Consider the following 26,912-nt stretch of genomic DNA (forward strand, 5'->3'; position numbering starts at 1 on the left):
CCATGAGAGCCCCCCCTGATAGGCACGTTGTCCTGAGCAAATCCCGCCAGCACTCAATTCACCCACTCACCTGCAGGCTGAGGGGCCGAGAGTTTCAGCGGAAAGTCTTGATTGTCCATCAGCCGTGTAAACTTGCCATCGACCGTTACGCCATTTTCCATGCACAACTGGCGATAACAAATCACGCCGCTACGTTGAAGCGCTCTTTCATCCTGGCCAATGCCACCACCTCAAGCTACGCGCCGGCCTGGGTCGGCCGCCACCACGGACTTCGCGGCCTAGCCGCGCCTTAACAGCCGCTCCCGTCGCCGTCCATAGGCGCGAACTTGGCCGCAATAAAATTCAACGCCCCACACAGGGCGAGTCAGAGTACACACGCCACCTGGAAGGTGGAGTAAGACTCGACATAGTTGGAGTCACCATTACTCAGAGAAACGCCGTGGCGGCTGTCGGAAGACCAGTAGGTGGAGGGCGCGCCGCACCACCCATGCAGATTGCACATATCAGTGTTCATCACAACCACACCTTCCATGCTACGAGTGGCATTGACAAACAGTTCCAGCAATTCATCTTTGGTTGGCAACCTGGCGCCATTCCCCACAGTGTATTTGCAATAGCTGTCAGCACCTGACCAGTTACGCGGGAGCCCATCCGGTTTTGAAAAATTTATCACCTGGAGCCCCGCTGGCACGACCACCGTCTGCATCACCTTGGCGGCATCGCCGACGCTAGGCTCGCCCGTCGCGGATCGGGGCGTCACGCTAAACGTCAGGAGCTTGCCCACATCTGCCGGCATCAATTGGCGGCTCTGCTTATTGCTGCCGTGCGCGATAGCCGAGCCCCCTATCAAGATCGATAGGTCATCCAACAACCAGTCGAAGGTCGAGCCCGATTCCAGATCGCCGTCCGCATCGCTGTAGGCATAGCCCCCCGAAGTCACTAGGTCGTACTGATAGACCGAGTTAGCCAGTGGGCTTAGCGTGGCGACCGGAGCACTACCCTGGGTAGTGATTACAGTGGAAAGTGCCGGATCACTCTGTGCGGGATCGGTGCTAGTCGGATCGGTCGCGACCAGCGCCTCAACCTGCAGCGCTTTACCATTGCCATCGCCTGGCAGCAGGGTATAGCTATTGCTCTCCGCGCCGCCGATGGCGACGCCATTCAGCAGCCAACGCCAAGTGGTGCCCTGTTCTGCATCACCATCCTCATCGCTAAAGCCAGACGTTGCGGTGACGGTGCTGCCCACCACGACGGGCGCAATGCTCTCTAAAGTCGGCGCAGCCACCGGCGCGCGGCCCTTGACCGTAGGCGTGTTAGCTACTTGCTGCGCCCACAGGCTCGTGCTGAGCGAGCATAGACACGTCAAGAACACCAAACGCAAAGGTAGTACAAACATGTGTATTCCTCTTAAACAACGCCACCCGCCGTTAAAGGCCGGATGGCAATGGCTTATGTTAGTTGGCTACGACTTGAATCATACGTTTCTGATCGCCTTTCTCCGGTGTATAGGTGTCGCTGGTAGCGGAGGGAATGTCCACAAAAGCGCCGCCGCCCAACGGCTCGATCTGCCACTGGTAGCTCACCACGCCGCAAGTGCCAGCGCACGTCGGCACGGCGGTCAGGGTCGAGGCCACAAGGGGATTGCCGGTATAGCCAGTAATCTGCACCGACAACAAATAGTTGTTGGCTGCCACGTCGATTGCCGCGGCGCTGGCCACCTCAGCGCCAACGTCAGGATCGGTGATGCTCGGGTCGGTACGCGGCGTTGCATACAGAGTGATGCTCGTGCCCAAATCACTCGCTGTGATTGTGTAAACGCTATCGGTCCCTAGATTATTGGCGCCATCGCTCCAGCGATAGGTCGAGGCGATCGCAACATCGCCGTCCACATCGACGAAGCCATTGTCGCTCGCAGTCAGGGTGTCGCCGGTGTCTATCACGCCGTTAGCGTTAACGTCGTTATGCGTCACTGTCGGCGCCGCCATACTGGGCACGCGACCCTTGACAGCGCTGGTCGGTGTGGAAACCACGGCGAACGCCGAGCCGCTGATGACCAGCCCCAAAGCGAATCCAAGGGCGTGTACACGGTACTGTTTGATCATAATGTACTCCTTTTGTGTGTTTGATTTTCGAAAGTTCTTTACTGATGGACGCTATCGTCAACGCCGGGGCCGTCTCGGCAAGGAAACAGCCCGCTCGTTTTACGGCACGCTGACCCGAATGGCTTTTTTCTGGTCTTCAGGCCGCACGAGATAGGTAGAGGTTGTTGCATTGCTGATCGGGATGTAGGACCCCGAACCTACACTGGCTTGGATTTCCCACTGGTAACCGTCGGCCGGCACATCATTACAGACCGCCGAGCAAGTCAGTCGCGCTTCCAGCGTCTGGCCCACAATCGGCGGGTCGAAGGCCAGCAGCCGGCCATTCACATACACCGCCACCGCGGTTAGCGTGAAACCCGCAGGCGTAGACCCTTCGACCGTTACCCGGGCGGTGTCATCGGCGACTTGTAGATAACCGATCGGTATGTCGGCCGGCGATAGTTGCGCATAGGCGGAAATCGATTGCAGGGCGAGCAATGACCCGGTAACGAGTGCCCGCAGCAGATTACAGCCATAGAAGGACATGGCCAGGTGGTTGGATCGTGCAGAAGCGCGCGACATTTGGGCAGGCAGCGACGCATGTGCAAACGCTGCGAGGTCTGCTTTTTTAGACCGGGCATCGAGATGGCAGCTAGCGAGGCGCTTGAAGTTGAATATGGATTGTTTCATTACGGGCGCTCTCGCTTAGTTCTTCGGCATGAACAGGTAGGCCGTCAGGCTAATTACTTGGGCTTGCGCCCCTTTAGCCACGGTCAACTGTCCTGTTTGTGCGTTGACGGTTACTTCGTCTGCCGCAGCGGCTGGGCTGATACCGGTGATGTCGTAACGGACGACCCCGCCAGCGGGCACGCCCTTGACTGGGGGGGCGGCGTAGAAGACTGGCCCATTGGTGTTGTTGGCCGGGATCGCCATATCATGGATGGCAAAGCCAAAGTCGAGGTATTTCGCTTTCTGCTTGTAATCGAGCACGATGTTGTAGTTGCGATCGACGAATTCCTTGCGGGACTGTTCAAGGGGTTTGATCGCCATGCCCTTGCCGCTACCCGAGAGTTGCGCGCCCAGGTCCTGATCGAAGCTCCAAGTGAAGTTGGCACTCAGCACCCATTGACCATCGCCACTCTGAATTTGCTGGCGTTCCGCCGAGACACCAATCAGAGGTATCGGTTGCCACTTAAGCCCCAGGCCATAGCCCTTGGGGTTTTTTTCCAACTGCCCACTGCCGTATGCATCCACTCCATCGCCCTTCCACTGGAAGTATTTACCCGTAACGGCAAACGACGGGGCGCCAGGCAAGCTGGTTTCGGCGCGAACATCCCAACCCTGGGCAGGACGCTCATAGAGGTCCTTGCGCAGGGGGTCGGTATTGAGTTCGTGGCGACTCGACTGTTTCCAGTCACTTAGCGGCGTGTAGTAGTTGGTAGCGAAACGGCTTTGCTCGGTCCAAAGCTCAGCACCAATTCCTAGTCGGGTATGGTGGCGGGAAAAGTCTTGGTCGATGAAGGTGTTGGCCCCCACCATCAGATCAGAATTGAACTGATGGCGGTAACCCAAACCGAAATTGCCAATGGTGCGCTCATCAAAGGTTCGCGCACCGACCTGAGTAAACAAGATGCCATCCTTGCTCTCAAGCAGGGGATGCAGGTAGTCCAGGTTCAGGTCAACATCATTGCTGGCCGTACTGGCCTGCACACCCACACGAGCCTTACCGGTGCTGTTTAGCAAGCCCTCAATACCTTGTGAGATGCCACCCGTTGCCGCTCCTAGCGCCTGCTGCTCAAGCTGCTGGCTAAGCACCGAACCGGGAGACTGATCTGCCCGGCCCCGACCTAGCATGCCGTCAACGGTTGTGGCTGCAGAAACGAGCGTGCTCTCAACCTTTTGGGCCTGACGATTGGCCTGCTCTTTTTCTACGCCGGCTTGCGCGGCAAGGGGCTTTGCCGGCGCGGGCACCAACACCCAATCACCGGCCTGCAAACTGCTGACCCGCTCATTACCCATTAACAGCGCGTTGAGATTGCGCAACTCGCGTTCCGAGCGGTTGACACTCAACGCCAGAGCACCCAACGGCTGCCCCTTGCGCAGGGCCTGTAGCACAAAAGCAGGATACAGTTGCGACTCGCCATTGGCCTGCTGTTCAACCAACAGCGCGGGCCCCAGCCAGCCTTGCATCTGCGCCTGTCGCTGCTGTGCAAGCAAGTCCGCGTCCTTTACGTCAAAGCGTTGAGCCACCTGTACAAGGGTTTCGCCCTTGAGCGGCACATAGAGCACATAGACCTGACGGGCCGTCTGTTTCGCATTTGCTTGAAGCGGCGCGGCCATCGGCCCAGCGACAACCTGCATGCCCATGCCCATGCACATAACAGCCAAGCCGACACGTAGCGAGCCACGTAAGCGCATGTGATTATTGCAAACAGGAAAAGGCACCCTGGGAAATTGGGAAGGGGCAACAAGGGACTGACGCATCTATTTAGGCACTCGACGACGAGAAATACAAAAGTTGCCCAAAGCGCCAAGACGCTGACGAGCAGGGAGCAGGGAGCAGGGAGCAGGGAGCATCAATGCCTCGCCAACAAAAACAAAATGACAAGTGGTGATTTACAGTGAATTACGCGCAGGAAGCCGAACTTAGGCTCCCTAGGGAAACTCTGAAAAAGACTTTCAGATTTGGTGAAATAGCCGCCTGATCCGAACACGACGGTTGAGCCCCGATGAAACAGATGTCCTTCGCCGATGCCGAGTACGCCGGCAAACGTAAGCAGACCCGCCGCGAGCGTTTCCTGATCGAGATGGATCAGGTCGTGCCCTGGAAGGGTCTGATTGCCTTGATCGAGCCGAATTATCCGAAAGGCGAAGGTGGTCGTCCGGCGTATCCATTGATGGCGATGTTGCGGGTTCATCTGATGCAGAACTGGTTCGGCTACAGCGATCCGGCGATGGAAGAAGCGCTGTACGAGACCACTATCCTGCGCCAGTTTTCGGGGCTGCATCTGGATCGGATTCCCGATGAAACCACGATCCTCAACTTCCGACGTCTGTTGGAAAAACATGAGTTGGCCGGCGGGATTTTGCAGGTCATCAACGGTTATCTGGGCGACCGTGGCCTGATGTTGCGCCAAGGTACGGTGGTCGATGCGACGATCATTCATGCGCCGAGTTCGACCAAGAATAAAGAGGGTAAACGCGACCCCGAAATGCATCAGACGAAGAAGGGGAACATGTATTTCTTCGGGATGAAAGCGCATATCGGCGTCGATGCCGAGTCGGGTTTGGTGCATAGCCTGGTGGGCACGGCGGCCAATGTGGCGGACGTGACGCAGGTCGATCAGTTGCTGCATGGCGAGGAATCATACGTGTCTGGCGATGCCGGTTACACCGGTGTGGACAAGCGTCCTGAGCATCAGAATCGCAAGATGATCTGGTCGATTGCCGCACGGCCCAGCAGCTATAAAAAACACGCGAAAAAGAGTTTGATCGGGCGCCTGCGGCGCAAAATCGAATATGCGAAAGCACAAGTCCGGGCGAAGGTTGAGCATCCATTCCGAGTGATCAAGCGTCAGTTTGGCTATACGAAAGTGCGCTTTCGCGGCCTGATGAAAAACACCGCGCAACAGGCCACGCTATTTGCCCTGTCGAACCTGTGGATGATGCGAAAACGGCTGCTGGTCGCGGGAGAGATGCGCCTGTAATGCGGGAAAAGCGCCTTGAAAAGGCGTCGCTCAAGGGTGAAACGATGAGTTAAGAATAGGAAAGGTCTGATTTCTGACCAGCCAGCGTTTTTTGAACCTCTACCAACGAGGGCATCAAAAATCGCTGACTACTTCAGACCTTCCCTAGGGCTTGGTTTACCCTTTTCCGCATCAGAAAAATGCTAGCTCTTCTACAGTCTCCCAAGCTCTGTAATGTATGCAAAGAGAAGACAGTGAGAGTCCATAGTGCAGAAAAGACAGGGCGGGGGATTTTTACAAGATATTTGCTTGACATATTTGAGCACACACAGAGCCAAATATAACTGAATACGCTCAAGCGTAAGTTGCGCTACGATACTGATTATAGTTGTATGCAACAATCTACCTAGCCATAGCTCCTTGTTACTCCGGCTATCTTCACACGATACTAATATCAACTTCGAGACATGCACAAACTCGATCAAAAAGCCACAACACCCCATTCACCTTGATGTTTTTCTTCATTGACATTCGCTTCTTTTCAAAAAACCAGATCGTATCGCCCCTCCCCCTCAATCAGCAGTGTAAAATCACTAGTATCAACAGCCGGAGTCAGATTGAAGCAACCGCAACGATTCAGAACTCATTCTAAATCTATCGACTGGAAGGGGGAACGCTCTAGGATCAATACACCCAAATTCAATTATGGGTCTTATAATCACTCAATCTCCTACAACCTGCGGCCGGTGGTTTTCGGGAGTGAACACTCTGGAAACCTGCATATAGAGGAAAATTAAATCTACGAATCTGCACTGAAATACAGTGGGCCGCGCGATTGCCAGCACACCTGCACAGGTTAGTACCCGGATGTTGCAGCTGGGGCTAGGCGTCAATCACCCCTGAAGGAACATCACGTAAGTCAACAGTCAATCCTGCCGCAGGACGCCATCCTAAATGACAGCGATGACGGCCCGAGTCCAGCAGGACCTGACTGGGCCTCCGACGGTTTTGCGGACGCTGCGAAAACTCCCCGAAGATTGATTACCATCACTCGCTACGCTTTTACACGGTATGGCACAAGCGAACACAGACGCACCCAATTTCGTTCTAGTGAGCTTGGCCAACACACCATCAGTAGCCATAAAAGACCGCGCAGAGGAAAGACAAAGATAGAGCTCAGTTCTCGAGCGCTGCATAGACACCTCATCGAAATGACGCCCGCATTAAACGGGCGCCGTATTGCTTTTAGTGACAGTGAACTTTGCCTGCACTATTATCCATGTGACAGCACTGCCCAGGCGGTGAGCTTTTACGACAACCTCCACCGTGGGCAAAAATCGCAGTACTAGCGAGCATTAATAACATCAAAACAACAATCATTTTCATGGTTATTCTCTTTTGTTGCTGTATCACCGACCCACCCAAGTCTGCCTGAGTCACCCGCAACCCGCCCTGAAAAACAGGAAGTTCCCTAGCCTTATTACGCAGCTAAGAAACTCCCAGCCATGCGCATCGGAGATGCAAAAACACCATACCCAAAACACCACTCAATCAAAGTGAAAAACTCTGAATTTGAATTTTCCGCTACTGCTGCGTAGGCCATATACTTTGTCAGCGCTCACCGAACCAGCCTCGCCAGAACTTCCTGGCTCATGGATTGTGAGGCGCTTGCGCCACCAAACACCCTGAGCAAGCAGGTCGACATCACTGATCGCGCCAAGCTGCTTACCGCAGTTGCCGAAGCCGAAGAGCGTTTTGGGCCGGTCGATGCCTTGTTCAACAATGCCGGAGTAATGCTCTTAGCTGAGATCACCAAGCAGAACCCAGCCGAGTGGGATCAGATGATCAACGCTAACGTAAAGGGCTTGCTCAATGGCGTTCACGCAGTTTCGCTTGAGGCGATGGTGTCCACCTATACACACACGCCAGCCACATTAGCTGGAGTCAAGCACTCGCTTGGTAGCAAAGGCGATAGCTACGACAACACTTTGGCCGAAGCCACCAACTGACTGTATAAGGCTGAGATGATTTACCGTCAGCCATGGAAGCGCCGCAAGATAGTAGCGTTGGTAACCTCGATGGGACACTGGCACAACAATGAGTCGCTGCTGAGCTCAGATCGCTTTAGCTTCAGGCTATCTTATGCAAGGCCAGACTACTTGCGTAGTTGAGTAGCCGTAGCAGTAGGTAAGGACGAATGCGGTCATGCGTCAGTGGCGGCGTCACTCTAATGACCTCTTTGGGAAAAGAACGCCCCAACCCATGCCATTGGCTTTTCTTGCTTGATGAATCACCAATTAGCATCAGCTTTGAGGCTTGCCCGGTGCTCACCAGCGCCTCAAGGGCGTCACGTTCTTTCTGGCGAAACTCATCATTGATGCTAGCCTCTTGGCAAACAACCACATCAAACTGCCGACGCTCCTCAATCAGAAGTTCAATGTCACAGGCATCAATCGCCGGAGTCAGTTTGAAGCAACCACACTCATTTAGAAGCTTCTCAAAGCCAATTAACTGGAAGGGATGACGCTCCAGAATCAACACGCGTAAATCAAGCACTTGCACAACCATCGGAATACCTCGCGCCAAGAAGAGTCGCCGACGCTTAATTACGTCGAGTCCAGCATGGGCGACCTGCCTGTAGCGAGCGAATGAAATGAGCTTTGTAGTGCTGAAATCTGATGAGCACAGATGATTAATCGGGAGAAGGTATCGAATATGCGCAGAGGCACCGAGCGATGACTCTCTAACCTCCGCGACCAAACCAATGCGTAGTGCTCGGCAGAATACTGGGCTCAGGGCACGACCAGCAGTGGATCGGCAATGCCCATGCCGTACATGGCCAGCATAGTAAGGCCTCCAGCTGCCAGCAGATAGTAGAGAGTCGGCAGCATAGTCTTGCGCAGGGTAATCCCTTCGCGGCCTAGCAAACCCACGGTGGCAGAGGCTGCCACCACGTTATGGATAGCGATCATGTTACCCGCTGCCGCACCCACAGACTGCGCCGCCACCATCATGCTCCCGGATAGCCCCAATAGACCGGCGGTATTGAACTGGAACTGCGAGAGCATCAGGTTGGACACCGTATTGGAACCGGCGATAAAGGCCCCCAATGCCCCTACCACTGGTGCGAAGAACGGATACACGCCACCCATGCTGTCGGCCACCAGTTGCGCCATTGCCACAGGCATCGACACAAGATCGGAGCCGTTTACCCCAGAGTTGATCAGAATGCGCACCATGGGGATAGTGAAGATCAGTACAAAACCAGCCCCCAGCAGGGTCCGACTTGACTCGCTGACTGCCGCAGCCAGTTCGCTAAAACGCATGCGGTGCATAAAGAAGGTCACCAGCACCACCAAGCACAAGATTCCGCCCGGCAGGTAGAGGGGCTCCAGGGCTCCAGAAACACCGGTTTCGCCGAGGATATTCTGCCAGCCGAAGCTGAGTGAAATCATCGCAGCCTTGAGTTCGGGAAAGCTACGCGACAGAACCAGAAAGATCGCCAGCAACAGGTAGGGTGCCCAGGCCATAGGTACGGACACTGGCGTCTTGCCGGCTACTTCCTCGATCTTCATCTCGATCTTGCCCATCCACTCGGCTGGCCAGTCTTTAGCCTCGGCGAAATCCCAGGTTTGCTTGGGTAGCAAGAAACCAGCCTTGGCTGCAGGCACGACAATTGCCAGGCCGACCAAGGCACCGATAATCGAAGGGAACTCGGGGCCGAGAAACACTCCGGCGGCCATGTAAGGCAACGAGAAACAGAACGCGGTGAAAATGGCGAAGGGAGCCACCGCCAGACCTTCACGCCACGACTGATTCTTGCCGAAGAAGCGGGTCATGATCATCACCATGATCAATGGCATCAGCAGACCGATCAGACCATGTGTGATGGCCACCCGCGAGTAGATCAAGTGGAAGAACATCTCCCAGTTACTACCAACCGCCACCAGCTGTTCGCTTATTCCGCTTTTGTCCAGACCGCCCCCCACGCCCACTAGAATCGGCGTACCCACCGCTCCGAAAGACACAGGTGTAGATTGCACCATCATCCCAAGCACCACGGCCGCTAAGGCTGGGAAACCGAGGGCGACCAGTAGCGGTGCCGCCACAGCCGCCGGCGTGCCAAAGCCGGAAGCCCCCTCGATAAAACAGCCAAACAGCCAGGCCACGATAAGCGCCTGGACCCGGCGGTCCGGACTAATATTGGCGAAGCCACGGCGAATCGCACTGATAGCTCCAGAATGCTTGAGGGTGTTGAGCAACAAAATCGCACCGAAGATGATCCAGAGAATCCCCGCGGTGAGAATCAGGCCCTGTAGGCTGGAGGCGATAACGCGGTTGAGGGACATGTCCCAGGCACTCAGGCCGATTATGGCCGTGAGCAAGAAAACCGCCGGCATGGCGTATTTGGCCGGCCAACGAAAGCCGATCAGCAGTACGCCGGCCAGCACCAGTGGTACAAAGGCTAGGATGGACAACAGTGTTTGACTCATGGTTAGTTCCTTATTCTTTTTGTAAACCACAGTTTCCGGATTGTATCCGGCGTCACACATTTGGGCCTTGCCGGCCCCTAGCACGGTCCAGGTGCCCCGGACCGCAACATTCCCATGCTCGAAGCGCCTCAGGCCATGAGCTAGAGAAGCAGGTTTAAATGGCCCCGACTAACCAGGCACGCGGGCCTAAATTAGCCTTTTGTTTGAAGCGAATACGCCAGGCATGCAACAGGGGTTCGGTATAGCCGCAGGGTTGCTCGCGCCCCTTGAAAACCAACTCGCTAGCCGCCTGGAAGGCGGCCGAAGTGTCATAGTTACTCGCCATCGGCCGGTACAGTGGATCTCCGGCATTCTGTACATCAACTACTCGCGCCATTCGCTGCAGGGCCTCCTCAACTTGGGCGCGGCTGACCACGCCATGGTGCAGCCAATTAGCGATGTGCTGGCTCGAAATGCGCAGCGTAGCGCGATCTTCCATGAGGCCGACGTTGTGGATATCCGGCACTTTTGAGCAGCCCACGCCTTGCTCGACCCAGCGCACCACGTAACCGAGGATGCCCTGGCAGTTGTTGTCAAGTTCCCGCTGGATATCCGCGGAACTCCAGTCGGACGCGGCGGCAACCGGCACCGTCAGCAGGTCATCGAGCAGGCTGTCGCGTTCCCCGGCCCGATCTATTTTCTCCAGTTCAAGCTGCACCACCTGTACATCCACCTGGTGGTAATGCAACGCATGTAGCACTGCTGCGGTGGGTGACGGCACCCAAGCGGTGTTTGCCCCGGCCCGAGGGTGAGCGATTTTCTGAAGGAGCATATCGGCCATAAGATCCGGCATGGCCCACATCCCCTTCCCGATCTGGGCGCGCCCCCGAAGGCCGCAGTTGAGGCCGACCAACACGTTGTTGCGCTCGTAGGCTTGAATCCAGCGCGCGCCTTTCATATTGCCCTTACGCAACATAGGCCCGGCTTCCATGGCCGTGTGCATCTCGTCGCCGGTGCGATCGAGGAAGCCGGTGTTGATAAAGACCACCCGCGCGCTGGCAGCGGCAATACAGGCCTTGAGATTGATACTGGTTCGCCGTTCCTCGTCCATGATGCCCATCTTCAGCGTATGCCGCGGTAGACCGATAAGGTCCTCAATACGTTCGAATAGCAGGTCAGCAAAAGCTACTTCCTGCGGGCCGTGCATCTTCGGCTTGACGATATAGACGCTGCCGCAGCGCGAGTTGCCAGGCCGATTGAGGTCGTGCAGAGCAATTAGGCTGGTCATCACTGCGTCGAGGATGCCCTCAGGAATCTCGCCGCCATCTCGGTCGAGGACCGTTGGGCTGCTCATCAGGTGGCCCACATTGCGCACAAACAGCAGCGAACGGCCATGCAGGGTCAGGAGCGATCCGTCGACGGAGATGTACTCACGATCTGGGTTGAGTCGGCGCACGATGGAGCGACCACCTTTCTCCAGGCTCTCACAGAGGTCGCCGCGCATCAGGCCCAACCAATTACGGTAGATCAGCAGCTTATCGGCGGTATCCACCGCAGCGACCGAGTCCTCACAATCGAGAATGGTCGACAGTGCCGCCTCGATCAGCAGGTCCTTGACCCCGGCGGCATCGGTCTGACCGATCGGGCTGCGCGGATCAATCTGGATTTCCACGTGCAGTCCATGATTCTTAAGCAGTACGGCCAGTGGCTCCAGAGCAGGGCCCTGGTAACCGACAAACTTCTTCGGCTGCCGCAGGCTGCTGTGGCTGCCATTGGCCAGTCCGACCTGCAGTTGACCTGCAACTACCCGGTAATTGACTGCCTTGGCATGGGAGCCACTGACCAGCGGCGCAACTTGATCGAGAAAATTGCGGGCAAAGGCGATCACTCTAGCCCCGCGCATTTTGTTAAAATCAAAGCCCTTGTGCGCCCCGCCCTCTTCGCTGATCGCATCGGTGCCGTAGAGCGCGTCATACAGCGAGCCCCAGCGCGCATTAGCGGCATTCAGCGCATAGCGCGCATTCATCAACGGCACCACCAACTGCGGCCCAGCCTGGCTGCTGATCTCGTAGTCGACTTTGGCGGTGCTGATCTGCACCTGCGCAGGCTCCGCCAGCAGGTAACCTATAGACTCAAGAAAGGTGCGGTATGCCGGCATATCGATCACTGGGCCGGGATGACCTCGATGCCAGGAATCCAACTCGGCCTGCAAACGCTCGCGCTCGGCGAGCAGAGCGCGATTTTGCGGTGCCAGATCATGTACAAGTGCTGCGAAGCCAATCCAGAATGCTTCAGGCTGCAGGCCCGTACCAGGCAGCACGTCGTGGTTAACAAAGTGTTGCAGGCTGCAGGCCACTTGCAAGCCTGCACAGTTCACGCGATCAGTCATCACTAATTTCCTTTCCGAGGATTGCGGGATAAGCCCTATGTCCAGCTCAACCTGCCGTCTCCCCACAGGTCGAAGGCCGTCTGCTGATGGCTACGCACGTGTTTACAGGGCTACGATACCGGCTTTGGCCACTTGAGCATCCTGCTCGGCCTTGACCCCGGACACCCCTACAGCACCGACCACCTGGCCATCGACCTGGATCGGCACACCACCTTCTAGGGACGTTAGCAGCGGCGCAGAAAGGAAGGCACTGCGCCCGCCATTGACCATATCTTCATAACCCTTCGATTCGCGTCGCCCGAGGGCCGATGTGCGTGCTTTTTCGGTGGCTATATAGGCGCTGATGGGCGCACAACCGTCGAGGCGTTCCAAAGCTAAAGGGTGGCCGCCATCATCGACCACTGCAATGGCCACGGCCCAGCCGTTGAGCTGCGCCTCGGCGCGGGCGGCACAGATGATTCGGATGACTTCACTCTGGCTCAGTACTGTTTTGTGGTGCATGTCCTGCCTCGTATTTGTATTTGTTTGACCCAGTTGGATCCGGGTAGTTATTGCCGCCGCAAGACACCTGGCCGGCCCCGGCGATGCGCAGGTAGTCAGCTCATTGCGTCGTCCACCAGCTCAATCCAGTGCCGCACCGGGGTGCGCCCAGCACCGTCGAGATGGGCCTGGCAGCCGATGTTGGCGGTAACAATTACATCTGGCTGCCCGCTTTCCAGAGCATTAAGTTTGTTGTCACGCAACTGCCGCGACAGCTCCGGCTGGGTCAGCGAATAGCTGCCGGCCGAACCACAGCAGAGATGGCTGTCGGCCACCGAAGTAAGCTGAAAACCGAGGTCAACGAGCATCGCCTCGACTGCGCTACCGAGTTGTTGGGCATGTTGCAGGGTGCAGGGGCAGTGGAAGGCCAGGCGTTGGTTGGCACGAATGCCGAGACGCTCCAGCGGTTCGCCGCGTAGCACTTCCACTAGGTCCTTAGCTAGGTCACTCACCCGCTGCGCCTTAGCCGTATAGAGCGGATCGCGAACCAGCATTCGAGCGTAATCTTTGATGAACGCACCACAGCCACTGGCGGTCTGCACGATGGCTTCGGCACCCTGCTCGATAGCAGGCCACCAGGCATCGATATTCCGCCGGGCCCGCTGCAAGCCCTGTTCCTGGGCGTTAAGATGGTAGTCTAGAGCTCCACAGCAGCCGGCCTCGCGCACGGGCTGAACACTGATACCGAGACAATCAAGCACCCGCGCCGCCGCCGCATTGGTATTGGGCGATAGCCCCGGCTGGACACAACCCTCAAGCATCAAAACACGCCGACTGTAAAGCTGCGGTGGGCGGGGCTTGGCGACACGCACTTGACGCGGCAGCTTTTCCTGCAACCCTGCGGGCAGCAGCGGACGCAACGCCTGACCGGTGTAAGTCAGAACTCTGAATAGCGCAGGGCGCGGTACCACCTGGCGCAAGCTGGCCCGCAGCAGTCGCTCGCTGAGCGGTCGAGGCACTGCCTGCTCGACCATTGCACGGCCGATATCCAGCAGGTTGTGATAGTCCACCCCCGACGGGCAGGTGGTTTCACAATTGCGGCAGCTCAGGCAGCGATCTAGGTGCAGCTGGGTCTTGGCTGTAACGGGGTTGCCTTCGAGCATCAATTTGATCAGGTAGATTCGTCCGCGTGGACCATCCAGCTCGTCGCCGAGAAGTTGATAGGTCGGGCAGGTGGCGTTGCAGAAGCCACAGTGCACGCAGCTGCGCAAAATGCTTTCAGCTTCTTCGCCGCGCGGCAGCGCCCTAGCCTGCTCAGTTAAATTGGTCAGCATCTAAACCTCTGCATACATGCGGCCGGGGTTAAAGATCCCCTGAGGGTCGAGCTGTGCCTTGAGCTGGCGCTGATAGCGTAGTAACGGAGCGGCCAGAGGCTGGAATGGACTATCGCAATGATCGGCCGTGAAACAGCTGGCATGCCCACCAACGGCTGCGGCCGCTGCGCGAATATCACTGGCCACAGCACTGGACTTCAGCCAGCGCTGGGCACCGCCCCAATCGATCAGTTGCTCGCCAGGCAGGTTCAGCAGGGGGCTGTTGTGGGGCAGTGATAGTCGCCACAACGGTTGCGGATCTCGGAAAAATGTCAAGTTATGTTCGTTCAGTTGCTTCCAGTAGCCTGTATCGAGGGGCTCACCGCCGAGCCGTTCGCGGGCCGCAGCCACTGAGCCCTCACCACCTTCTAGGCGTAGGTGCAGGGCCTTTCCATCGTGACTGGCAGCGCTGATCGGCAGCGGCTGCTGACCCCACTCAGCGAGTTTCGCCAAGGCATGCCCAGCGTCCAGATCTAGGCGCAGACTGAAGCTCTGACGCGGCTTGGGCAGAACCTTGAGGGAAACCTCGGTAATCACCCCCAAGCAGCCATAGCTGCCGGCCAGCAGGCGTGACAGATCGTAGCCGGCGACGTTCTTCATTACCTCGCCGCCAAAGCGCAACTGTTTGCCAAGGCCGGTGATCAACCGCGTACCGAGAACCATGTCACGCACCGCCCCAGCCCAAGGACGGCGTGGTCCAGAAAGACCCGTGGCTAGCATGCCGCCAACGGTGGCCGTAGCGCCAAAGTGCGGTGGTTCGCAGGTAAGCATTTGCCCAGCAGCATCCAGCACCGCCTGCAGTTCTGTCAGCGGGGTACCGGTACGGGCTGTGATAACTAGTTCAGTTGGATCGTAGCTGACGATGCCGCGATGGATACGGGTATCAAGCACCTCACCGACGACCATGCGGCCGAGGAATATCTTGCTGTTGCCGCCCTGAATACGTAGCGGCGTTGAGTTATCGAGGGCCTGGCGGACCTGCTCCAGCAACACGGCGCTGGCATCAAAGTCGGGCATCAGAATCGCTCCAGCTCAGGAAAGGGTAGTCGGCCGTGATGCACGTGCATGGCACCAAATTCGGCACAACGGTGCAGGGTCGGAATATTCTTACCGGGATTGAGAAGACAGTGGGGGTCGAAGGCCGCCTTTACTGCGTGGAACAGGGTCAACTCATCGCTGTTGAACTGACTGCACATCTGGTTGATCTTCTCTAGGCCCACGCCATGCTCGCCAGTGATGCTGCCGCCGACCTTTACACAGAGTTCGAGAATCCTACCTCCGATGGCCTCGGCGCGCCCTAGTTCGCCAGGCTGGTTGGCATCGAATAGAATCAAAGGATGCATATTGCCGTCGCCAGCATGGAATACGTTGGCCACGCGTAGGCCATATTCGGCAGATAGCTCGGCAATCCCCTTGAGTACCCCAGGCAATTCGCGGCGAGGGATAGTGCCATCCATACAGTAGTAGTCCGGCGAAATGCGCCCGACCGCAGGGAATGCGTTCTTGCGCCCGGCCCAGAATTTCACCCGCTCAGCTTCGTCGCGAGCCAGACGCACCTGGCTGGCTCCGGCCTGCTGCAGTACCGCGCGCACCCGCTCACACTCGTCCTGAACGTCAGCCTCAACGCCATCTAGCTCACAGAGCAGAATGGCCTCGGCCTCCACAGGGTAGCCCGCATGGATAAAGTCTTCGGCGGCGCGGATGGCCAGGTTATCCATCATTTCCAATCCGCCGGGTATGATGCCGGCAGCGATGATGTCGCCCACAGCGCGCCCGGCCTTTTCCACCGAGTCGAAAGAGGCCAGTAGCACCTTGGCCACCTGGGGCTTGGGCAACAACTTGACAGTGACCTCAGTGACGATTCCAAGCATGCCCTCCGAGCCGGTGAACAGCGCCAACAAGTCAAAGCCCGGCGCATCCAGGGCATCGGAGCCGAGCGTCAGGTGCTCGCCGCTGGCCGTGAGAACCTCCAACTTGAACAGGTTATGTACGGTCAGGCCGTATTTCAGGCAGTGCACGCCGCCAGCATTCTCGGCGACGTTTCCGCCGATTGAGCAGGCTATCTGCGAAGATGGGTCAGGCGCGTAATACAGGCCATAGGGCGCGGCGGCCTGGGAAATTGCTAGGTTACGCACGCCGGGCTGGACCCGCGCGCTTCGTCTGCCAGGGTCGATGTCGAGAATTTTGTTGAGCCGCGCCAGCACCAATAAAACGCCCTGCTCCAGCGGCAGAGCGCCACCGGACAGGCCAGTGCCGGCACCACGCGCCACCACCGGCACGCCGCGCTGATGACAAATCTGCAACAAACGCTGCACCTGTTGCAGGCACTCGGGCAGAACTACCAGTAATGGTGTGGTGCGGTAGGCAGATAGGCCATCACATTCGTAGGGATTAAGGTCTTCCTGGTTGTGCAGCACCTCCATATCGGGTATCTGCGCGTGCAACTCGGCCAATAGGGCCGGTTTGTCGACCCGAGGCAGCGGGCCGTCGACACGCTCGTCGTACAAAATGCTCATGGCAGGCTCTTTAAAGTAAGCGTTATTCTTGTTGGGTCGGTTCCGGGCAGTGATATACCCGGACTGGTGTGCAGGCATCATTAACCCTGCAAATCCACAACGTCCAGCTAGCATGCAATTGGTCCTACCAGTTTTCTTAAGTGGCCATTCAGCACAACAGCGCGAAATCTCTTAGAAAACATGGATATCTGCCTAAATTGGCCGCATACAACCATCCATTCACAAACTGGTACGACCAGTTCGGCAGGGACCGATCATGACGAATGTAGACGTACCACGACGCCAGATCAGCGACGTCGTCACGGAAAAGATCGAACGCTTGATCGTCGATGGCGTGCTCAAGGCTGGCCAGCCACTGCCCTCGGAACGGCGCCTGTGCGAGAAGCTCGGCATTTCCCGCTCAGCCCTGCGCGAGGGGCTCAAAGCGCTACGCGGACGCGGAATTATCGAAACCGCCCAAGGCCGCGATTCACGAGTGGCCAATCTCAACAGTGTCCGCGATGCCAGCCCACTGATGCTCCTGTTCGGTTCGCAACCGCGCACCCTGTTCGATTTACTGGAAGTGCGCGCCCTACTGGAAGCGGAATCAGCTCGCCTAGCAGCACTACGCGGCACTCCAGCGGAATTCGCTATGCTGACCCGACGCTATGAGGAAATGCTGGCCGCCCACGCACAGCCGGAGGGCTTCGAAGCTCAGGATCATGCGCGCCTAGACCTTGCCTTCCACCTCTCGATCTGCGAAGCCTCGCACAACCCGGTGCTGCTGCACATCCTTCAGTCGCTCACCGACCTAATGCTCAGCACGGTGTTCGCCTCGGTCAACAATCTCTACCACCGCCCACCACAGAAACGCCAGATTGATCGCCAGCACACTCGGCTCTATCACGCCATACTCGAACGGCTGCCAGAACAAGCGCAACGTGCAGCCCGCAACCATATCTACAGCATTCGCGATAACCTCAAGGAAATCGAACAAGACGAGCAACGCCTGGTGCGCATCACTATACGCTTGGAAAGCTGGTCATAGCAGGCCATTCCGCGCCAGTTAGCAGGGCTGGGGCTCGAACGTATCCCCGGCGAAATCAGCATTCTCAACCTCCCTCGCCTGCTAAAAAACACGACCTAGCTACCGGCATCCTGACAATAATCCGTGCCGAGGGCTCTCATGGTGAGAGGACCTGATCAATTGTTGCTCGGAGGAAAGTAGGTGACAGTGCTCGCACCAAATGTGCAAGCACCGGCGTATCTTCGAACTTAATGTCGGATTGGTTCCTAACACTGAAACCTGATCGAATCGCAAGCGAAACTAGAAGGTAGGTGGGGCATGGTGTATGCCTTTTCTCCCCTACTGGACCGGTGACTCGGGCAGTCTGGCTGACCAGTACTGACGGGCGCGTGACCAGCGGCGGACGGTAGAACACGTCCCAGGGAATGGCGCTGAAGCTGTTGCGACAACCTTGGGTGAAGCCATCTTCAGACTTCACGCCGCTGGTGGTCGCCTCCTCCAGCGCCTGCGGCTGCTTGCCTTACCGATATAGCTGCCGTTGCTTCGGGTGTCCGACGGAGTCGGTCTGAATTTCATCCATGCCAGCCCCGCACTCGCCCACACCAACCTGCGCGGCCCCGGTTACTACCACTGCCCCCAAGGAATCCCACCATGCTGCCTCATCCGACCCTGGACACTCGGCATACTCGCGGAGGCTCTTAGCATGAGCCGACAGTCGTCAGGTAGCGCCATTATGAAACTCAACAAGCCAGCCACCTGCGCCACGATTTATTGCGACATTGCTCCGATCGTGAACAACGCTTGGAAGATCGCAGCCATGACCGAGACGATCCTGGCATACCTTGGGCTGGTGACTGTTCTCTATTTCGATCAGTTCTAGCTGAACCTGAGATGGCTCATCGTGACGCTTTGAACTGCGCGCACTTTCGGCATGAGCGCCGACTAGGTCACGGTGGCACTGGCTTACCCGCAGCAATGGCAAGGTGAAGACACAAGTACGCTAGGGGCCTTGATCCGTGCGCGGGGGGACCCATGCGCAGGAAACCATCGGTTTGTTTGACGCTTCCTAGCGCGCTCCGATCCACGCCACGCGGGTGGATCACATCGACCTCAACCTGCAAACCCGTTTCGGCAGTGGTTACAGCGAACAGCACTCTCAAACCAGATGCTGCCCTTGCGGGTCCTCCGAGGTGATCCGAAACAGCTTGGACTCAGCAGGGAGCATTTCGAGTAAGCCCTTGGGGAGCCACAATGGATGAACAACATCTATTGGCTCGCCTGCGAACTGGCTGCTTATCAGAGTGTCATGCGGCTCGATTGTCGGTAACCGCAATGCCAATGAGATGGCGCTGGGGTGGGTCTATCTCAGGTGCTGGCTGTTGTCATGGTGACTAATAACCCAAGCCCAAAGCCAATTATCGAGGAAATTCCAGCAACGAGCGCTTGGGACATTTTAAACCTGGAACGCTGCTGCGGGGCTACTGGTCGATTTTCTGAGTTTACCGGCGGCATACGTGCCGCCGGTGTGTTGGTGCCGGGGACTACCTCAATAGCTACGGTTAATGTGTAACCAATCCTGGGTACTGTGCTGAGCGCATTTTCAGGAAGGTCAAATGCCTTCATGGCAAGGCGCATCTGCCGGATTGCCTGAACCAAGCTGTTGTCGGTGACCTCAAGCCCGAAACTGCCCCACGCCTTCTCGATGATGCTCCTTTTTTTGACCACCTCTCCATTGCCATCGAGTAGGGCCTTGAAACACCTGCCGGCCACGCTTCCAATCAAAACCTTATGGCCCGCATCACTCACGGATGTCATGTATGAGTCATTGCTGTCGAATAGAGCTTTCCCCCCGATCAAGTAGATGGTCATGCTGATACACCTCTGTCGAATTAATCGACGGCCAGACTATCAACGAGGCACAGGGGTGTACATGCAAAGGCGCCCACTTTGGGCTTGAGCCGACTTTAACGCCCCACGAAGCCATACCAGTAGGGCGCAGACAGGACAAGTCGCATCAAGCCATAGCCAGACCTCGGACAATCAAATGCAGCTGGAGCACCTTCTGCCATGCGAGAGGATGACCTTCGGCGACGCTTTACGACGGCTATACCACCTCATCACGCCGCCCTTCACTCATCCACTGCCCGGCCATTTCAACCACCTCCAGCGTAAGCCGGGTCTGGCCCCACGGCGCCATTAACCGCTGGCAAGCCCTGACCAGTTGATACTGCGCCTCCAATAGCCCTGGCTGACCTGCAAAAAGCGCTTAGCCACCTATCTTTCCACAACCCCAAACAGCGGCTACAGTACGTCGCATTGAATTTCTTCGATCCGCGAGGCCAGTTGGGCCAGGTAAACCCCAGTGTGCAGGGCCCGAAACTGTTTGTTCAGCAATTCCGCTCCGACCAGCAGCAACACTATACCGCCGCAATCGTCGCCGCAATGCCTCGGGAGAGGTTGGCTGAGGTCTTTCGACGGCGAGGGGACGAGACCGGCACCGAGGGTCGAAAAAGGTCAACAAAGCCCCGTGGAACTATCGGACCTGTCATTGGCGATGCGACGGCCCGATCGGTCCTGATTGTCCACCAGATAAGGCGAGTCCGCGAGAACGAAATCCACGGCCAGATCAGGCGCTGGCCGGTGCAAACTCCATTGTCGTTTAAGCCACGAGGGGCGATTAGGGGCACTTGTCCGCCACTACGATCGACAGGCGGCCTTTTTGCGAGAACGGCTTGCGGCGTACTGGTGGGCTGGCTGCCGCAGCCGTCGTCCTAAACTCGTTCTGGCTGTTCTGCCCGGGCACTTTCTTTGGTAGTGCCTATGCGGCGGTCGTATTGTCTTTCCGCTTCGCGGCTGCTGACGGTGTCTCGCCCGCAAAGCGTGCACTCGCGCTTTCCTTCATAATGAGGGCAGCGTGCTCACTGGCGTGGTCGGCCCGCAGTTGGTCACGCACACGATGTACCTTTGGCCCACTCATATGTTTGCGGCAACCTTCCTTACGCAGGCTGCCGTTGCCGCACTCTCGGCGTTAGTGCTGCTGGATGTGTGCCTACCCACCCCCAGCGCCACACAAGTTGCGCGCGGACGCCACCCCCCTGGCGCAGATCATTCGACAATCGCGATTCATCACTGCGGTCGTGTGCGGCGCGGCCTCCTACATGCCAATGAACTTTCTCATGACGGCCGCCCCGCACGCCATACATCTTTGCGGTCACTCGCAGCAAAGTTGCCAATTTTGGCCTGGCTTTTTTCACAGGGCGGCTTATCACGTGTTTTGGCGCGGGGCTTATCGTGGCCGCCGGCCTGGCGCTGACTGGCCTGTCAGCGACAATCAGACTTACCGGCTTTGATGTTGCCCATTTCTGGTTGACCTTGACCCTACTTGGCGTAGGATGGAACTTCAGCTTTGTCGGCGCATCGACGCTGGTACTGCAATGCCATCGGCCTGAAGAGAAAAACAAGGTGCAACCCCTCAATGACGTCATCATCTTTGGAACCATGGCTGCTGGCTCTTTCGCTTCGGGAGGCCTTCTAGCCGCCTATGATTGGGCAACTGTGCTGTGGGTTTCGTTAATTCCCTTGGTAATTACCGTGTGTATGCTTGAGAGCGGAAAATTTCAGGCCGAACCACCGACGTAAGATCGTGCCTGGGTTGCGGGCAGATCCATATAAGGTTGCTCAGACCTTGAGGACAATGTCGGGGAACATTATACTACCGCAATCTAGCTTACCGCTCGCGCAACGCGCCACTGAATATAATCTGTTATTCCCAATAAGGATCAGGCAAAAAATGTTTTCTCTTGGTATCAAAATCTTGCCAATATGGATGGCTATTTCGATGTTAGGGCTTTCCGGATGCGCACCAACAAAAATAGCAATTCCGGACGATTATCCTCAGCTAAAAGCGAGCGCTGACGAACGCGATACTTTGATATACGTAAAGGAAAACGCCAACCTTGGAAACTATAATAAATTCTACGTGGCGCCTATCGTTATCGAATCTGATGGAGTTGGCAGTTCAAATTCTATAACGAAAGAAGAAGCGATCGAGATCGCTCATTATGCAGAGAACAGACTTCAACTCAGTCTTGGCGAGAAGTTGACGCTTGCCCCCCGCCCGGCTCCAGGCGTGCTGAGTATACATTTTCGAATAATCGCCCTTACGCCAACGAGCAAAGCACAGATTGTAATGATGGTCCCGCCGTTTGCGCTAGTTAATTTATTAAGCTCCAAAGGGCTGTTTCTCGGATCAATTACGTTGGCGGGGGAGGTTTTTGAGGGCATGGCTTTAGAGCCAAGCGTGGCATTCGTTGGAACACGTAGCCGGCCTGGGGCAGATGCAACCGTCGCCTTTTCTCGCTTGGCAGTCGCAGAAAAGATTATTGACCAAGCCGCTGTGCGTTTAGCGGTAGATTTGGAAAAAGCCCGCTCCCGCCGACAATAAGCAATGATCGTGTCCCAGACTGAATGGAACCCCCTGATAGCCACTTACTTGAAGGCTTCGAATCCATAGTTCAAGGCTCGCAATCAGTGGCGGGTCGTCAACAGTGGTTAAGCCGATGCCGGTTTTGCATAGAGCCCGGCCATGCTGGTCCCTCAGATCGTCAGGAAGCTCAGCCCCCCCCGAAATACACAAAATCATTGCTGATAGAACCTTGCTCACACTCGTATCCCGGGCTACATGCTCAGGATTGAGCGAACCATCGGGACGAGAGCGAAAGGAGTCGCGCTACTGCCATACTGCGCTTTGCGCAGGCCGAAAGTAGATGCTGTCTCCACAGTTTTGCTTACGGCTGTCTTCTCCCCGAAAAATTGCCCTGTACGTTCACTGATACGTCTAACTTCACGCTCCAGCCAAAACCGGGCGTCCTTCAAAGCTGCGGACTCGTAATTAGCCAACCGTTCAGCCATCGCTTGCTCATGACGAATCTCATCACATAGCCCCTCAAGTGCCAGTTTTTCCAGCGAAAAGCCAGCAAAAACGAAGCCACCGTCGGTGCAATTAATGTGGACATGGCCAATAACATGAAAATTGAGCTCATCAGCAACACAAATATTTTGGCATATATAGACGGAGGTCTAGTGCCATAGAAAAAAAGAAGCATCCATTGGCGACAAGAAAAAGCAGAGAAAGCCCCAAACACCAATTGGCGATTACTTGCGCCTTTTTTTCCAAACCTGTACGCCGCACTTTTCGTGGTTCACAGCGGCTTAGCTCTTTCAGTACCTGGATCGTTCGATCGATTAAAGGTGACATTCGCGCTCCATGATTACTTAATTGACGATTCTTAAAAATCTAAACAAGCGTTCTTTTCCATTGCAAACAACTCCTGCTTTAATAGCCTGTAGAGGGCCGCGCACAAGCTTCCACTTGCGGCACCAAGCGGATATCCACCCGGCGGTTGGCCGCTCTCCCGGACGCGGTATCATTGCTGGTAATCGGTTGACTGCCTGCCGCCCCCTGGACAGCAAAACAGTTGTCGGGGATGTCGCCCATACGTTGCATCCAGTCGCGTACTGCCAAGGCGTGAGCGTATGAGATTTGAAGGTTCTGCTCCGCGTTACCCGTGGTGTCGGTGTGCCCGACGATCTCAATCAACCAGCCGGATTGAGCCTGTATGCTGGCCAAGGCATTGATCAGCACCTTGGTCGAGCCTGCCTTGAGTTCGGTGCTGCCGGCATCGAACAGCGACAAGCTGTCCAACTGCACCGGTTCGGCCCCGGCCGGGTGCTGTTGTGAAGCGATAAACCAGCCAAAACCGCACGCCAGGGCGACGGCGACGAAAAACGCAAATAGCCACAAAGCAAAGGAGCGCTTATGGGATTTCGAGGCAGCAGGTGGTACCTCAGGCATCGGGTGGGCGGGCAAGATGACCACTGGCATCACAAAAGCCGGCTCCGGGACTCTGGTTGATATCGGCAACCTTTCACCCGAAGCGCCGTTACGCTCTAGACGGTGTATCAACCCACCGACCTGATGACACAACGCCTGCAACGTGACCAGAGGCACCTGTCCCTGGCGCGCCAGTTGCATGGACAGTCGCTCTAACTCACTGTCCAGACGCACCAGCGCGGGTAACGTCCAGGCAGTGATCTCCAGACTCCGTAGCAATGGCTGCAACTGAGCGAACAACCAGGCCAGGATATCCAGGCGCACGGTGGTCATGGGCGACCACACGCTGGACCACTCGCTGCACAGCGCCTCGATCAGTGTCACCCCTTGCGCCATGCCCTCCAGCCCGTGGCGTTGGCTGCGGGCCAGGGCAAAAGAGGCGGCGGTTTGCAACTCTGCGCCGTTGTTGTGAAACAACGTCAGGCACAACTGCTAGACCTTCGCCCAGTCGACGTCCGGGCACGCAGGATGGCTCAGTTTGGCCAACTCATCACGCAACGCTGTAAATTCGCCGAAGCCACGCGGGTCACCGCCGACCCGGATACGCATTTCAAATAACGCCGTCATCCAGCTTCCCTTCTGTTATAGGTTTACGGCTTTGACAGGTAGTTCTGCCGCTTCAAGTGACGCACCAACACTTTCCCCTCAGGCGCCAGGGTCGTGCCGAAGGTCACCCGCTCGCCCCCTTTCAGTTGCGCGTCCAGAACGTACTCCAGATGGCCAGGTTGGGTCTGTGGCAGCAGTTCGATGTTCACCGCCGCCAGTCGCGGTTCGTACTTGAGCAAGGTATTGACCAGCGTGCCCATCAGCCCATGCGCTGAGGCGGGCAGCCCTTGCAGGATCAGGCCCATGTCTGGCAGGCCGTAGTCTGGCAGGTGACTGAGCGATCCCGCCCGGCTGCTGAGGATGCGCTGCAGGTTGTCCAGCACCGATAGGGTGTGCTGGTCCTCTTCCCGGACGCGATACAAGTCCAACTCACCGTCGAAATTCTGCAGAAGCATCTCGTAGAGCGAAGGGTTCAGTTCGCTCACGACTTACTCCTCCGCCAAGGGTTGCAGGGTCAGCCGATTGTTGCCCAGTTCAATGACCCGTGCCCGGTCTGGGTCCAGGTCATCGCGAGTCAACGTCAGGCGCCAGGTGTTTTTTTGTGTGTCGGGCGTGCGAAACAACGCCACCACGGTGACGAACTGAGCGTCTTTATGCAGAGGCATGTCCAGCTGTGCGCCCTCCCCGGGTTTGACCACCATGGCTTGTTGGTCCAGCAGATCGGCGCGCAACAGGTTGTCGGCATCACTTAGCACACTGTCATAGGTCGCCTTGTCCACGACTTTGTTGTCGCGCAGTTGATACACACGCACCACGGTGGGCACGGATAAGCCACTCATGTCCGTCACGTCGATGTTCATCGCTGCCCGGCCGGTAAAGTCCAGGTGTAAGGTCTTCACTTGTTTGTAGAGGATTGCCTTGACTGTAGACTTGGTGGCGTCGGACACGATCTGAGTCAACCCGCACCCGCTCAGCAGTGCACCGAGCACCGAGCACCGCCACCTTCAATAGATTAAAAACGGTACGCGACATGCTGTGCCTCTCTGCATTGGGGGTTGCTATGTGCTTTTTAACTGTCGCTTTCAATATTATCGGCGACCTTGTCGACACCCCGAACGCTCAATCCGGAGCCTAGGTTGTGAAACTGCTCAGCGTTGCGACACATCCTGAACCGAGTATGAAAATGATCAACTTAGCAACCGTTTTTTTGAATGGACAAAAGCTCTTAGGCGGAGACCAAACTCCGAATTTTCCGAGCGGGAACCGAGCCAGTCGCCCTGCGTTATTTCACTTAAATTTAGAAGCGATAAAAATAACCGAAACCGACACCGTACTGAGTGTCCTTTTCAACCAATGGGCTGTCTTTGATCGCCCCTCCCATTCGAGTGGCGCCCAGATCAAAGAAAACCGAGTGATTAATCGCCAAGAGCCAATCCATACGTATGCCAGCCTCGGTATTGACTGTTGAATCGCCCTGGTAGCGCTGGCGCCCGCCAATCACTTCACCTGCAGCTACGCCGTAGTAGTAGTCCACATAGTTTTTGTCCACCCACTCGGCGACCAGTCGCGGCGTAAAGCCAAAGGCTCCAGCAGAGAATCGATGATCGATCTGCAGTTTTGCACGAGATCCTTTGCTGTTATTCATGGCGTCAGTAAGGACTTCGGCTGACAATCTAACCAACTCAGATCTCCAGGTAGCAACACCACCTACCCAGAAACTGCTATCGCGATCACTCATGCCTCGAAGAAAAGAGGAATCACCTGATTCGTAGCCTTCGCTGATGTATTTTCCGCGCAGACGGAACGTCACAGGTCCTACCGATGGTAGTTTTAAGTCCACACCGGAACCGAACACGTGAATATATTCGCCCTCATAAGTCACCACTGGAAAGCCGCGTACTTTGTCGTCAAAATCACGATAGACTCGATAGTCAATGCCACCTGCAAACCCGATGGCCCACTTTGAATCGCTGATTTCAGTTTCCGCTCGGCGCTCGCCAGACGACTTGGCCAAGGTGTCTATGGTCTGCGTCGATGCAGAGGCCATGGACTGGCCACCGACAGCAAGAATTGCCAATGTCGCCGATAGAGTGCGAACGGGCTTGAATGAAAATGCAGAGAAAGCACGTGATGACATGATCGAATCGCCTGAAAAAATACTGAAAGGCCTAGCCTGAGACCGGCAGGCTCCATAAAACAACCACCCTTCAAGGGTCCCGATAAAAGCCCCCTATCCAGTACCAGCGCAGCTTTGGCGGCACTTCACTTCCTCCCCTTCGTCATGCATACCTCTTGTCCGGGTTACCAAATTACGACTGTTCTGTATCTACGCGCATGCAACTGGTATGCGTAGACTGAAAATGGGTCGAAAGCTTCAACTTTAAGCGCCACAAGCACGTTAACGACCGTTTTGCAACCATCCAAAATGGTACTATCGAACGATCAATCAGTACACACCCGACTTTAAAAC

General features: G+C 56.5%; 22 protein-coding genes and 4 pseudogenes. 7 read left to right on the forward strand and 19 right to left on the reverse strand.

The window, feature by feature from the left end:
• Positions 1–364 precede the first annotated feature (364 nt).
• From BLL42_RS28900 to BLL42_RS28915, 4 genes are all read right to left on the reverse strand, one after another.
• Positions 365–1,396, reverse strand: a complete 1,032-nt coding sequence (locus tag BLL42_RS28900; protein ID WP_071556104.1) for a hypothetical protein — start codon at positions 1,394–1,396, stop codon at positions 365–367.
• A 58-nt stretch (positions 1,397–1,454) separates the two neighbouring features.
• Positions 1,455–2,102: a ZirU family protein gene (locus BLL42_RS28905; protein ID WP_071556105.1), complete on the reverse strand. Its 648-nt coding sequence runs from the start codon at positions 2,100–2,102 to the stop codon at positions 1,455–1,457.
• Positions 2,103–2,201: 99 nt separating this feature from the next.
• Positions 2,202–2,771, reverse strand: coding sequence for a hypothetical protein (locus BLL42_RS28910; protein ID WP_071556106.1), 570 nt, complete (start codon positions 2,769–2,771; stop codon positions 2,202–2,204).
• A 15-nt stretch (positions 2,772–2,786) separates the two neighbouring features.
• Positions 2,787–4,454: an inverse autotransporter beta domain-containing protein gene (locus BLL42_RS28915; protein ID WP_071556107.1), complete on the reverse strand. Its 1,668-nt coding sequence runs from the start codon at positions 4,452–4,454 to the stop codon at positions 2,787–2,789.
• A gap of 356 nt (positions 4,455–4,810) precedes the next feature.
• Between BLL42_RS28915 and BLL42_RS28920 the strand changes: the two genes are divergently transcribed.
• From BLL42_RS28920 to BLL42_RS31220, 3 genes and pseudogenes are all read left to right on the forward strand, one after another.
• On the forward strand, positions 4,811–5,788 hold the full coding sequence (locus BLL42_RS28920; protein WP_071550144.1) for an IS5 family transposase: 978 nt from the start codon (positions 4,811–4,813) through the stop codon (positions 5,786–5,788).
• A 1,643-nt stretch (positions 5,789–7,431) separates the two neighbouring features.
• Positions 7,432–7,656, forward strand: a pseudogene (locus BLL42_RS30690) (SDR family oxidoreductase); the annotation flags it as partial.
• A gap of 48 nt (positions 7,657–7,704) precedes the next feature.
• Positions 7,705–7,884, forward strand: a pseudogene (locus BLL42_RS31220) (IS3 family transposase); the annotation flags it as partial.
• 13 nt (positions 7,885–7,897) lie between these two features.
• Here BLL42_RS31220 and BLL42_RS28930 read toward each other — a convergent pair.
• The 7 genes from BLL42_RS28930 to glcD form a co-directional block, all read right to left on the reverse strand.
• The gene (locus BLL42_RS28930) at positions 7,898–8,335 is read right to left on the reverse strand and encodes a hypothetical protein (protein ID WP_071556108.1); all 438 of its coding nucleotides are present in this window, start codon (positions 8,333–8,335) and stop codon (positions 7,898–7,900) included.
• 224 nt (positions 8,336–8,559) lie between these two features.
• Positions 8,560–10,260 carry an L-lactate permease gene (locus BLL42_RS28935; protein ID WP_071556109.1) on the reverse strand — a complete coding sequence of 567 codons (1,701 nt, stop codon included), beginning with the start codon at positions 10,258–10,260 and terminating at the stop codon, positions 8,560–8,562.
• Positions 10,261–10,414: 154 nt separating this feature from the next.
• Complete coding sequence (locus tag BLL42_RS28940; RefSeq protein ID WP_071556110.1) at positions 10,415–12,628, reverse strand: malate synthase G; 2,214 nt, start codon at positions 12,626–12,628, stop codon at positions 10,415–10,417.
• Between the two features lie 102 nt (positions 12,629–12,730).
• A complete protein-coding gene (locus BLL42_RS28945; RefSeq protein WP_071556111.1) occupies positions 12,731–13,129 on the reverse strand; it encodes a heme-binding protein in 399 nt (132 codons plus the stop codon).
• Positions 13,130–13,224: 95 nt separating this feature from the next.
• Positions 13,225–14,442 carry a glycolate oxidase subunit GlcF gene (gene glcF, locus BLL42_RS28950; RefSeq protein WP_071556112.1) on the reverse strand — a complete coding sequence of 406 codons (1,218 nt, stop codon included), beginning with the start codon at positions 14,440–14,442 and terminating at the stop codon, positions 13,225–13,227.
• Positions 14,443–15,498, reverse strand: coding sequence for a glycolate oxidase subunit GlcE (gene glcE / locus BLL42_RS28955; RefSeq protein WP_071556113.1), 1,056 nt, complete (start codon positions 15,496–15,498; stop codon positions 14,443–14,445).
• Complete coding sequence (glcD, locus tag BLL42_RS28960; RefSeq protein WP_071556114.1) at positions 15,498–16,997, reverse strand: glycolate oxidase subunit GlcD; 1,500 nt, start codon at positions 16,995–16,997, stop codon at positions 15,498–15,500. Before glcD ends, glcE begins: the two co-directional genes overlap by 1 nt.
• A 256-nt stretch (positions 16,998–17,253) precedes the next feature.
• Between glcD and glcC the strand changes: the two genes are divergently transcribed.
• A complete protein-coding gene (gene glcC / locus BLL42_RS28965) occupies positions 17,254–18,024 on the forward strand; it encodes a transcriptional regulator GlcC (protein ID WP_071556115.1) in 771 nt (256 codons plus the stop codon).
• A gap of 310 nt (positions 18,025–18,334) precedes the next feature.
• On the opposite strand, the pseudogene BLL42_RS31225 reads toward glcC, so the two are convergent.
• Positions 18,335–18,523: pseudogene (locus tag BLL42_RS31225) on the reverse strand (hypothetical protein); the annotation flags it as partial.
• 213 nt (positions 18,524–18,736) lie between these two features.
• On the opposite strand from BLL42_RS31225, the gene BLL42_RS30155 reads away from it, so the two are divergent.
• Complete coding sequence (locus BLL42_RS30155) at positions 18,737–18,883, forward strand: hypothetical protein (RefSeq protein ID WP_161492376.1); 147 nt, start codon at positions 18,737–18,739, stop codon at positions 18,881–18,883.
• A gap of 485 nt (positions 18,884–19,368) precedes the next feature.
• Here the strand turns inward: BLL42_RS30155 and BLL42_RS28970 are convergent, their stop codons facing one another.
• On the reverse strand, positions 19,369–19,872 hold the full coding sequence (locus BLL42_RS28970; protein ID WP_071556116.1) for a winged helix-turn-helix domain-containing protein: 504 nt from the start codon (positions 19,870–19,872) through the stop codon (positions 19,369–19,371).
• An 811-nt stretch (positions 19,873–20,683) separates the two neighbouring features.
• On the opposite strand from BLL42_RS28970, the pseudogene BLL42_RS30700 reads away from it, so the two are divergent.
• Positions 20,684–21,642: pseudogene (locus BLL42_RS30700) on the forward strand (MFS transporter); the annotation flags it as partial.
• 151 nt (positions 21,643–21,793) lie between these two features.
• Entirely contained in the window at positions 21,794–22,447 is a 654-nt protein-coding gene (locus BLL42_RS28980; protein WP_236722021.1) for a DUF3313 family protein, read from the forward strand.
• Positions 22,448–22,680: 233 nt separating this feature from the next.
• Here the strand turns inward: BLL42_RS28980 and BLL42_RS31270 are convergent, their stop codons facing one another.
• The 6 genes from BLL42_RS31270 to BLL42_RS29005 all read right to left on the reverse strand — a co-directional run bounded on the left by BLL42_RS31270 (position 22,681) and on the right by BLL42_RS29005 (position 26,579).
• Entirely contained in the window at positions 22,681–22,914 is a 234-nt protein-coding gene (locus BLL42_RS31270; RefSeq protein ID WP_071556118.1) for a YuaM family protein, read from the reverse strand.
• Between the two features lie 424 nt (positions 22,915–23,338).
• A complete protein-coding gene (locus BLL42_RS28990) occupies positions 23,339–24,313 on the reverse strand; it encodes an OmpA family protein (protein WP_330220791.1) in 975 nt (324 codons plus the stop codon).
• 15 nt (positions 24,314–24,328) lie between these two features.
• Positions 24,329–24,463 carry a hypothetical protein gene (locus BLL42_RS30910; protein ID WP_330220792.1) on the reverse strand — a complete coding sequence of 45 codons (135 nt, stop codon included), beginning with the start codon at positions 24,461–24,463 and terminating at the stop codon, positions 24,329–24,331.
• A gap of 23 nt (positions 24,464–24,486) precedes the next feature.
• On the reverse strand, positions 24,487–24,927 hold the full coding sequence (tssE, locus tag BLL42_RS28995; RefSeq protein WP_071556119.1) for a type VI secretion system baseplate subunit TssE: 441 nt from the start codon (positions 24,925–24,927) through the stop codon (positions 24,487–24,489).
• A 3-nt stretch (positions 24,928–24,930) separates the two neighbouring features.
• Positions 24,931–25,389 (reverse strand): type VI secretion system lipoprotein TssJ, encoded by a 459-nt coding sequence (tssJ, locus tag BLL42_RS29000; RefSeq protein WP_408004043.1) that lies wholly within the window; start codon positions 25,387–25,389, stop codon positions 24,931–24,933.
• A gap of 350 nt (positions 25,390–25,739) precedes the next feature.
• Positions 25,740–26,579, reverse strand: a complete 840-nt coding sequence (locus tag BLL42_RS29005) for a MipA/OmpV family protein (RefSeq protein ID WP_236722022.1) — start codon at positions 26,577–26,579, stop codon at positions 25,740–25,742.
• Positions 26,580–26,912 lie beyond the last annotated feature (333 nt).

It is taken from the genome of Pseudomonas frederiksbergensis (assembly GCF_001874645.1).
Taxonomy (GTDB): domain Bacteria; phylum Pseudomonadota; class Gammaproteobacteria; order Pseudomonadales; family Pseudomonadaceae; genus Aquipseudomonas; species Aquipseudomonas frederiksbergensis_B.

Excerpts from the sequence above, each read along its gene's own strand:
- BLL42_RS28910 (WP_071556106.1), bottom strand. The coding sequence starts at position 2,771 with ATGAAACAATCCATATTCAACTTCAAGCGCCTCGCTAGCTGCCATCTC.
- glcD (WP_071556114.1), bottom strand. The coding sequence starts at position 16,997 with ATGAGCATTTTGTACGACGAGCGTGTCGACGGCCCGCTGCCTCGGGTC.
- BLL42_RS28900 (WP_071556104.1), bottom strand. The coding sequence starts at position 1,396 with ATGTTTGTACTACCTTTGCGTTTGGTGTTCTTGACGTGTCTATGCTCG.
- glcF (WP_071556112.1), bottom strand. The coding sequence starts at position 14,442 with ATGCTGACCAATTTAACTGAGCAGGCTAGGGCGCTGCCGCGCGGCGAA.
- BLL42_RS30910 (WP_330220792.1), bottom strand. The coding sequence starts at position 24,463 with ATGACGGCGTTATTTGAAATGCGTATCCGGGTCGGCGGTGACCCGCGT.
- BLL42_RS28980 (WP_236722021.1), top strand. The coding sequence starts at position 21,794 with ATGTTTTCTCTTGGTATCAAAATCTTGCCAATATGGATGGCTATTTCG.
- BLL42_RS29005 (WP_236722022.1), bottom strand. The coding sequence starts at position 26,579 with ATGTCATCACGTGCTTTCTCTGCATTTTCATTCAAGCCCGTTCGCACT.
- BLL42_RS28945 (WP_071556111.1), bottom strand. The coding sequence starts at position 13,129 with ATGCACCACAAAACAGTACTGAGCCAGAGTGAAGTCATCCGAATCATC.
- BLL42_RS28940 (WP_071556110.1), bottom strand. The coding sequence starts at position 12,628 with ATGACTGATCGCGTGAACTGTGCAGGCTTGCAAGTGGCCTGCAGCCTG.
- glcC (WP_071556115.1), top strand. The coding sequence starts at position 17,254 with ATGACGAATGTAGACGTACCACGACGCCAGATCAGCGACGTCGTCACG.
- BLL42_RS30155 (WP_161492376.1), top strand. The coding sequence starts at position 18,737 with ATGAAACTCAACAAGCCAGCCACCTGCGCCACGATTTATTGCGACATT.
- BLL42_RS28970 (WP_071556116.1), bottom strand. The coding sequence starts at position 19,872 with ATGACCATCTACTTGATCGGGGGGAAAGCTCTATTCGACAGCAATGAC.
- BLL42_RS28915 (WP_071556107.1), bottom strand. The coding sequence starts at position 4,454 with ATGGGCATGGGCATGCAGGTTGTCGCTGGGCCGATGGCCGCGCCGCTT.
- BLL42_RS28930 (WP_071556108.1), bottom strand. The coding sequence starts at position 8,335 with ATGGTTGTGCAAGTGCTTGATTTACGCGTGTTGATTCTGGAGCGTCAT.
- BLL42_RS28905 (WP_071556105.1), bottom strand. The coding sequence starts at position 2,102 with ATGATCAAACAGTACCGTGTACACGCCCTTGGATTCGCTTTGGGGCTG.
- glcE (WP_071556113.1), bottom strand. The coding sequence starts at position 15,498 with ATGCCCGACTTTGATGCCAGCGCCGTGTTGCTGGAGCAGGTCCGCCAG.
- BLL42_RS28935 (WP_071556109.1), bottom strand. The coding sequence starts at position 10,260 with ATGAGTCAAACACTGTTGTCCATCCTAGCCTTTGTACCACTGGTGCTG.
- BLL42_RS28920 (WP_071550144.1), top strand. The coding sequence starts at position 4,811 with ATGAAACAGATGTCCTTCGCCGATGCCGAGTACGCCGGCAAACGTAAG.
- BLL42_RS31270 (WP_071556118.1), bottom strand. The coding sequence starts at position 22,914 with ATGGCTGAACGGTTGGCTAATTACGAGTCCGCAGCTTTGAAGGACGCC.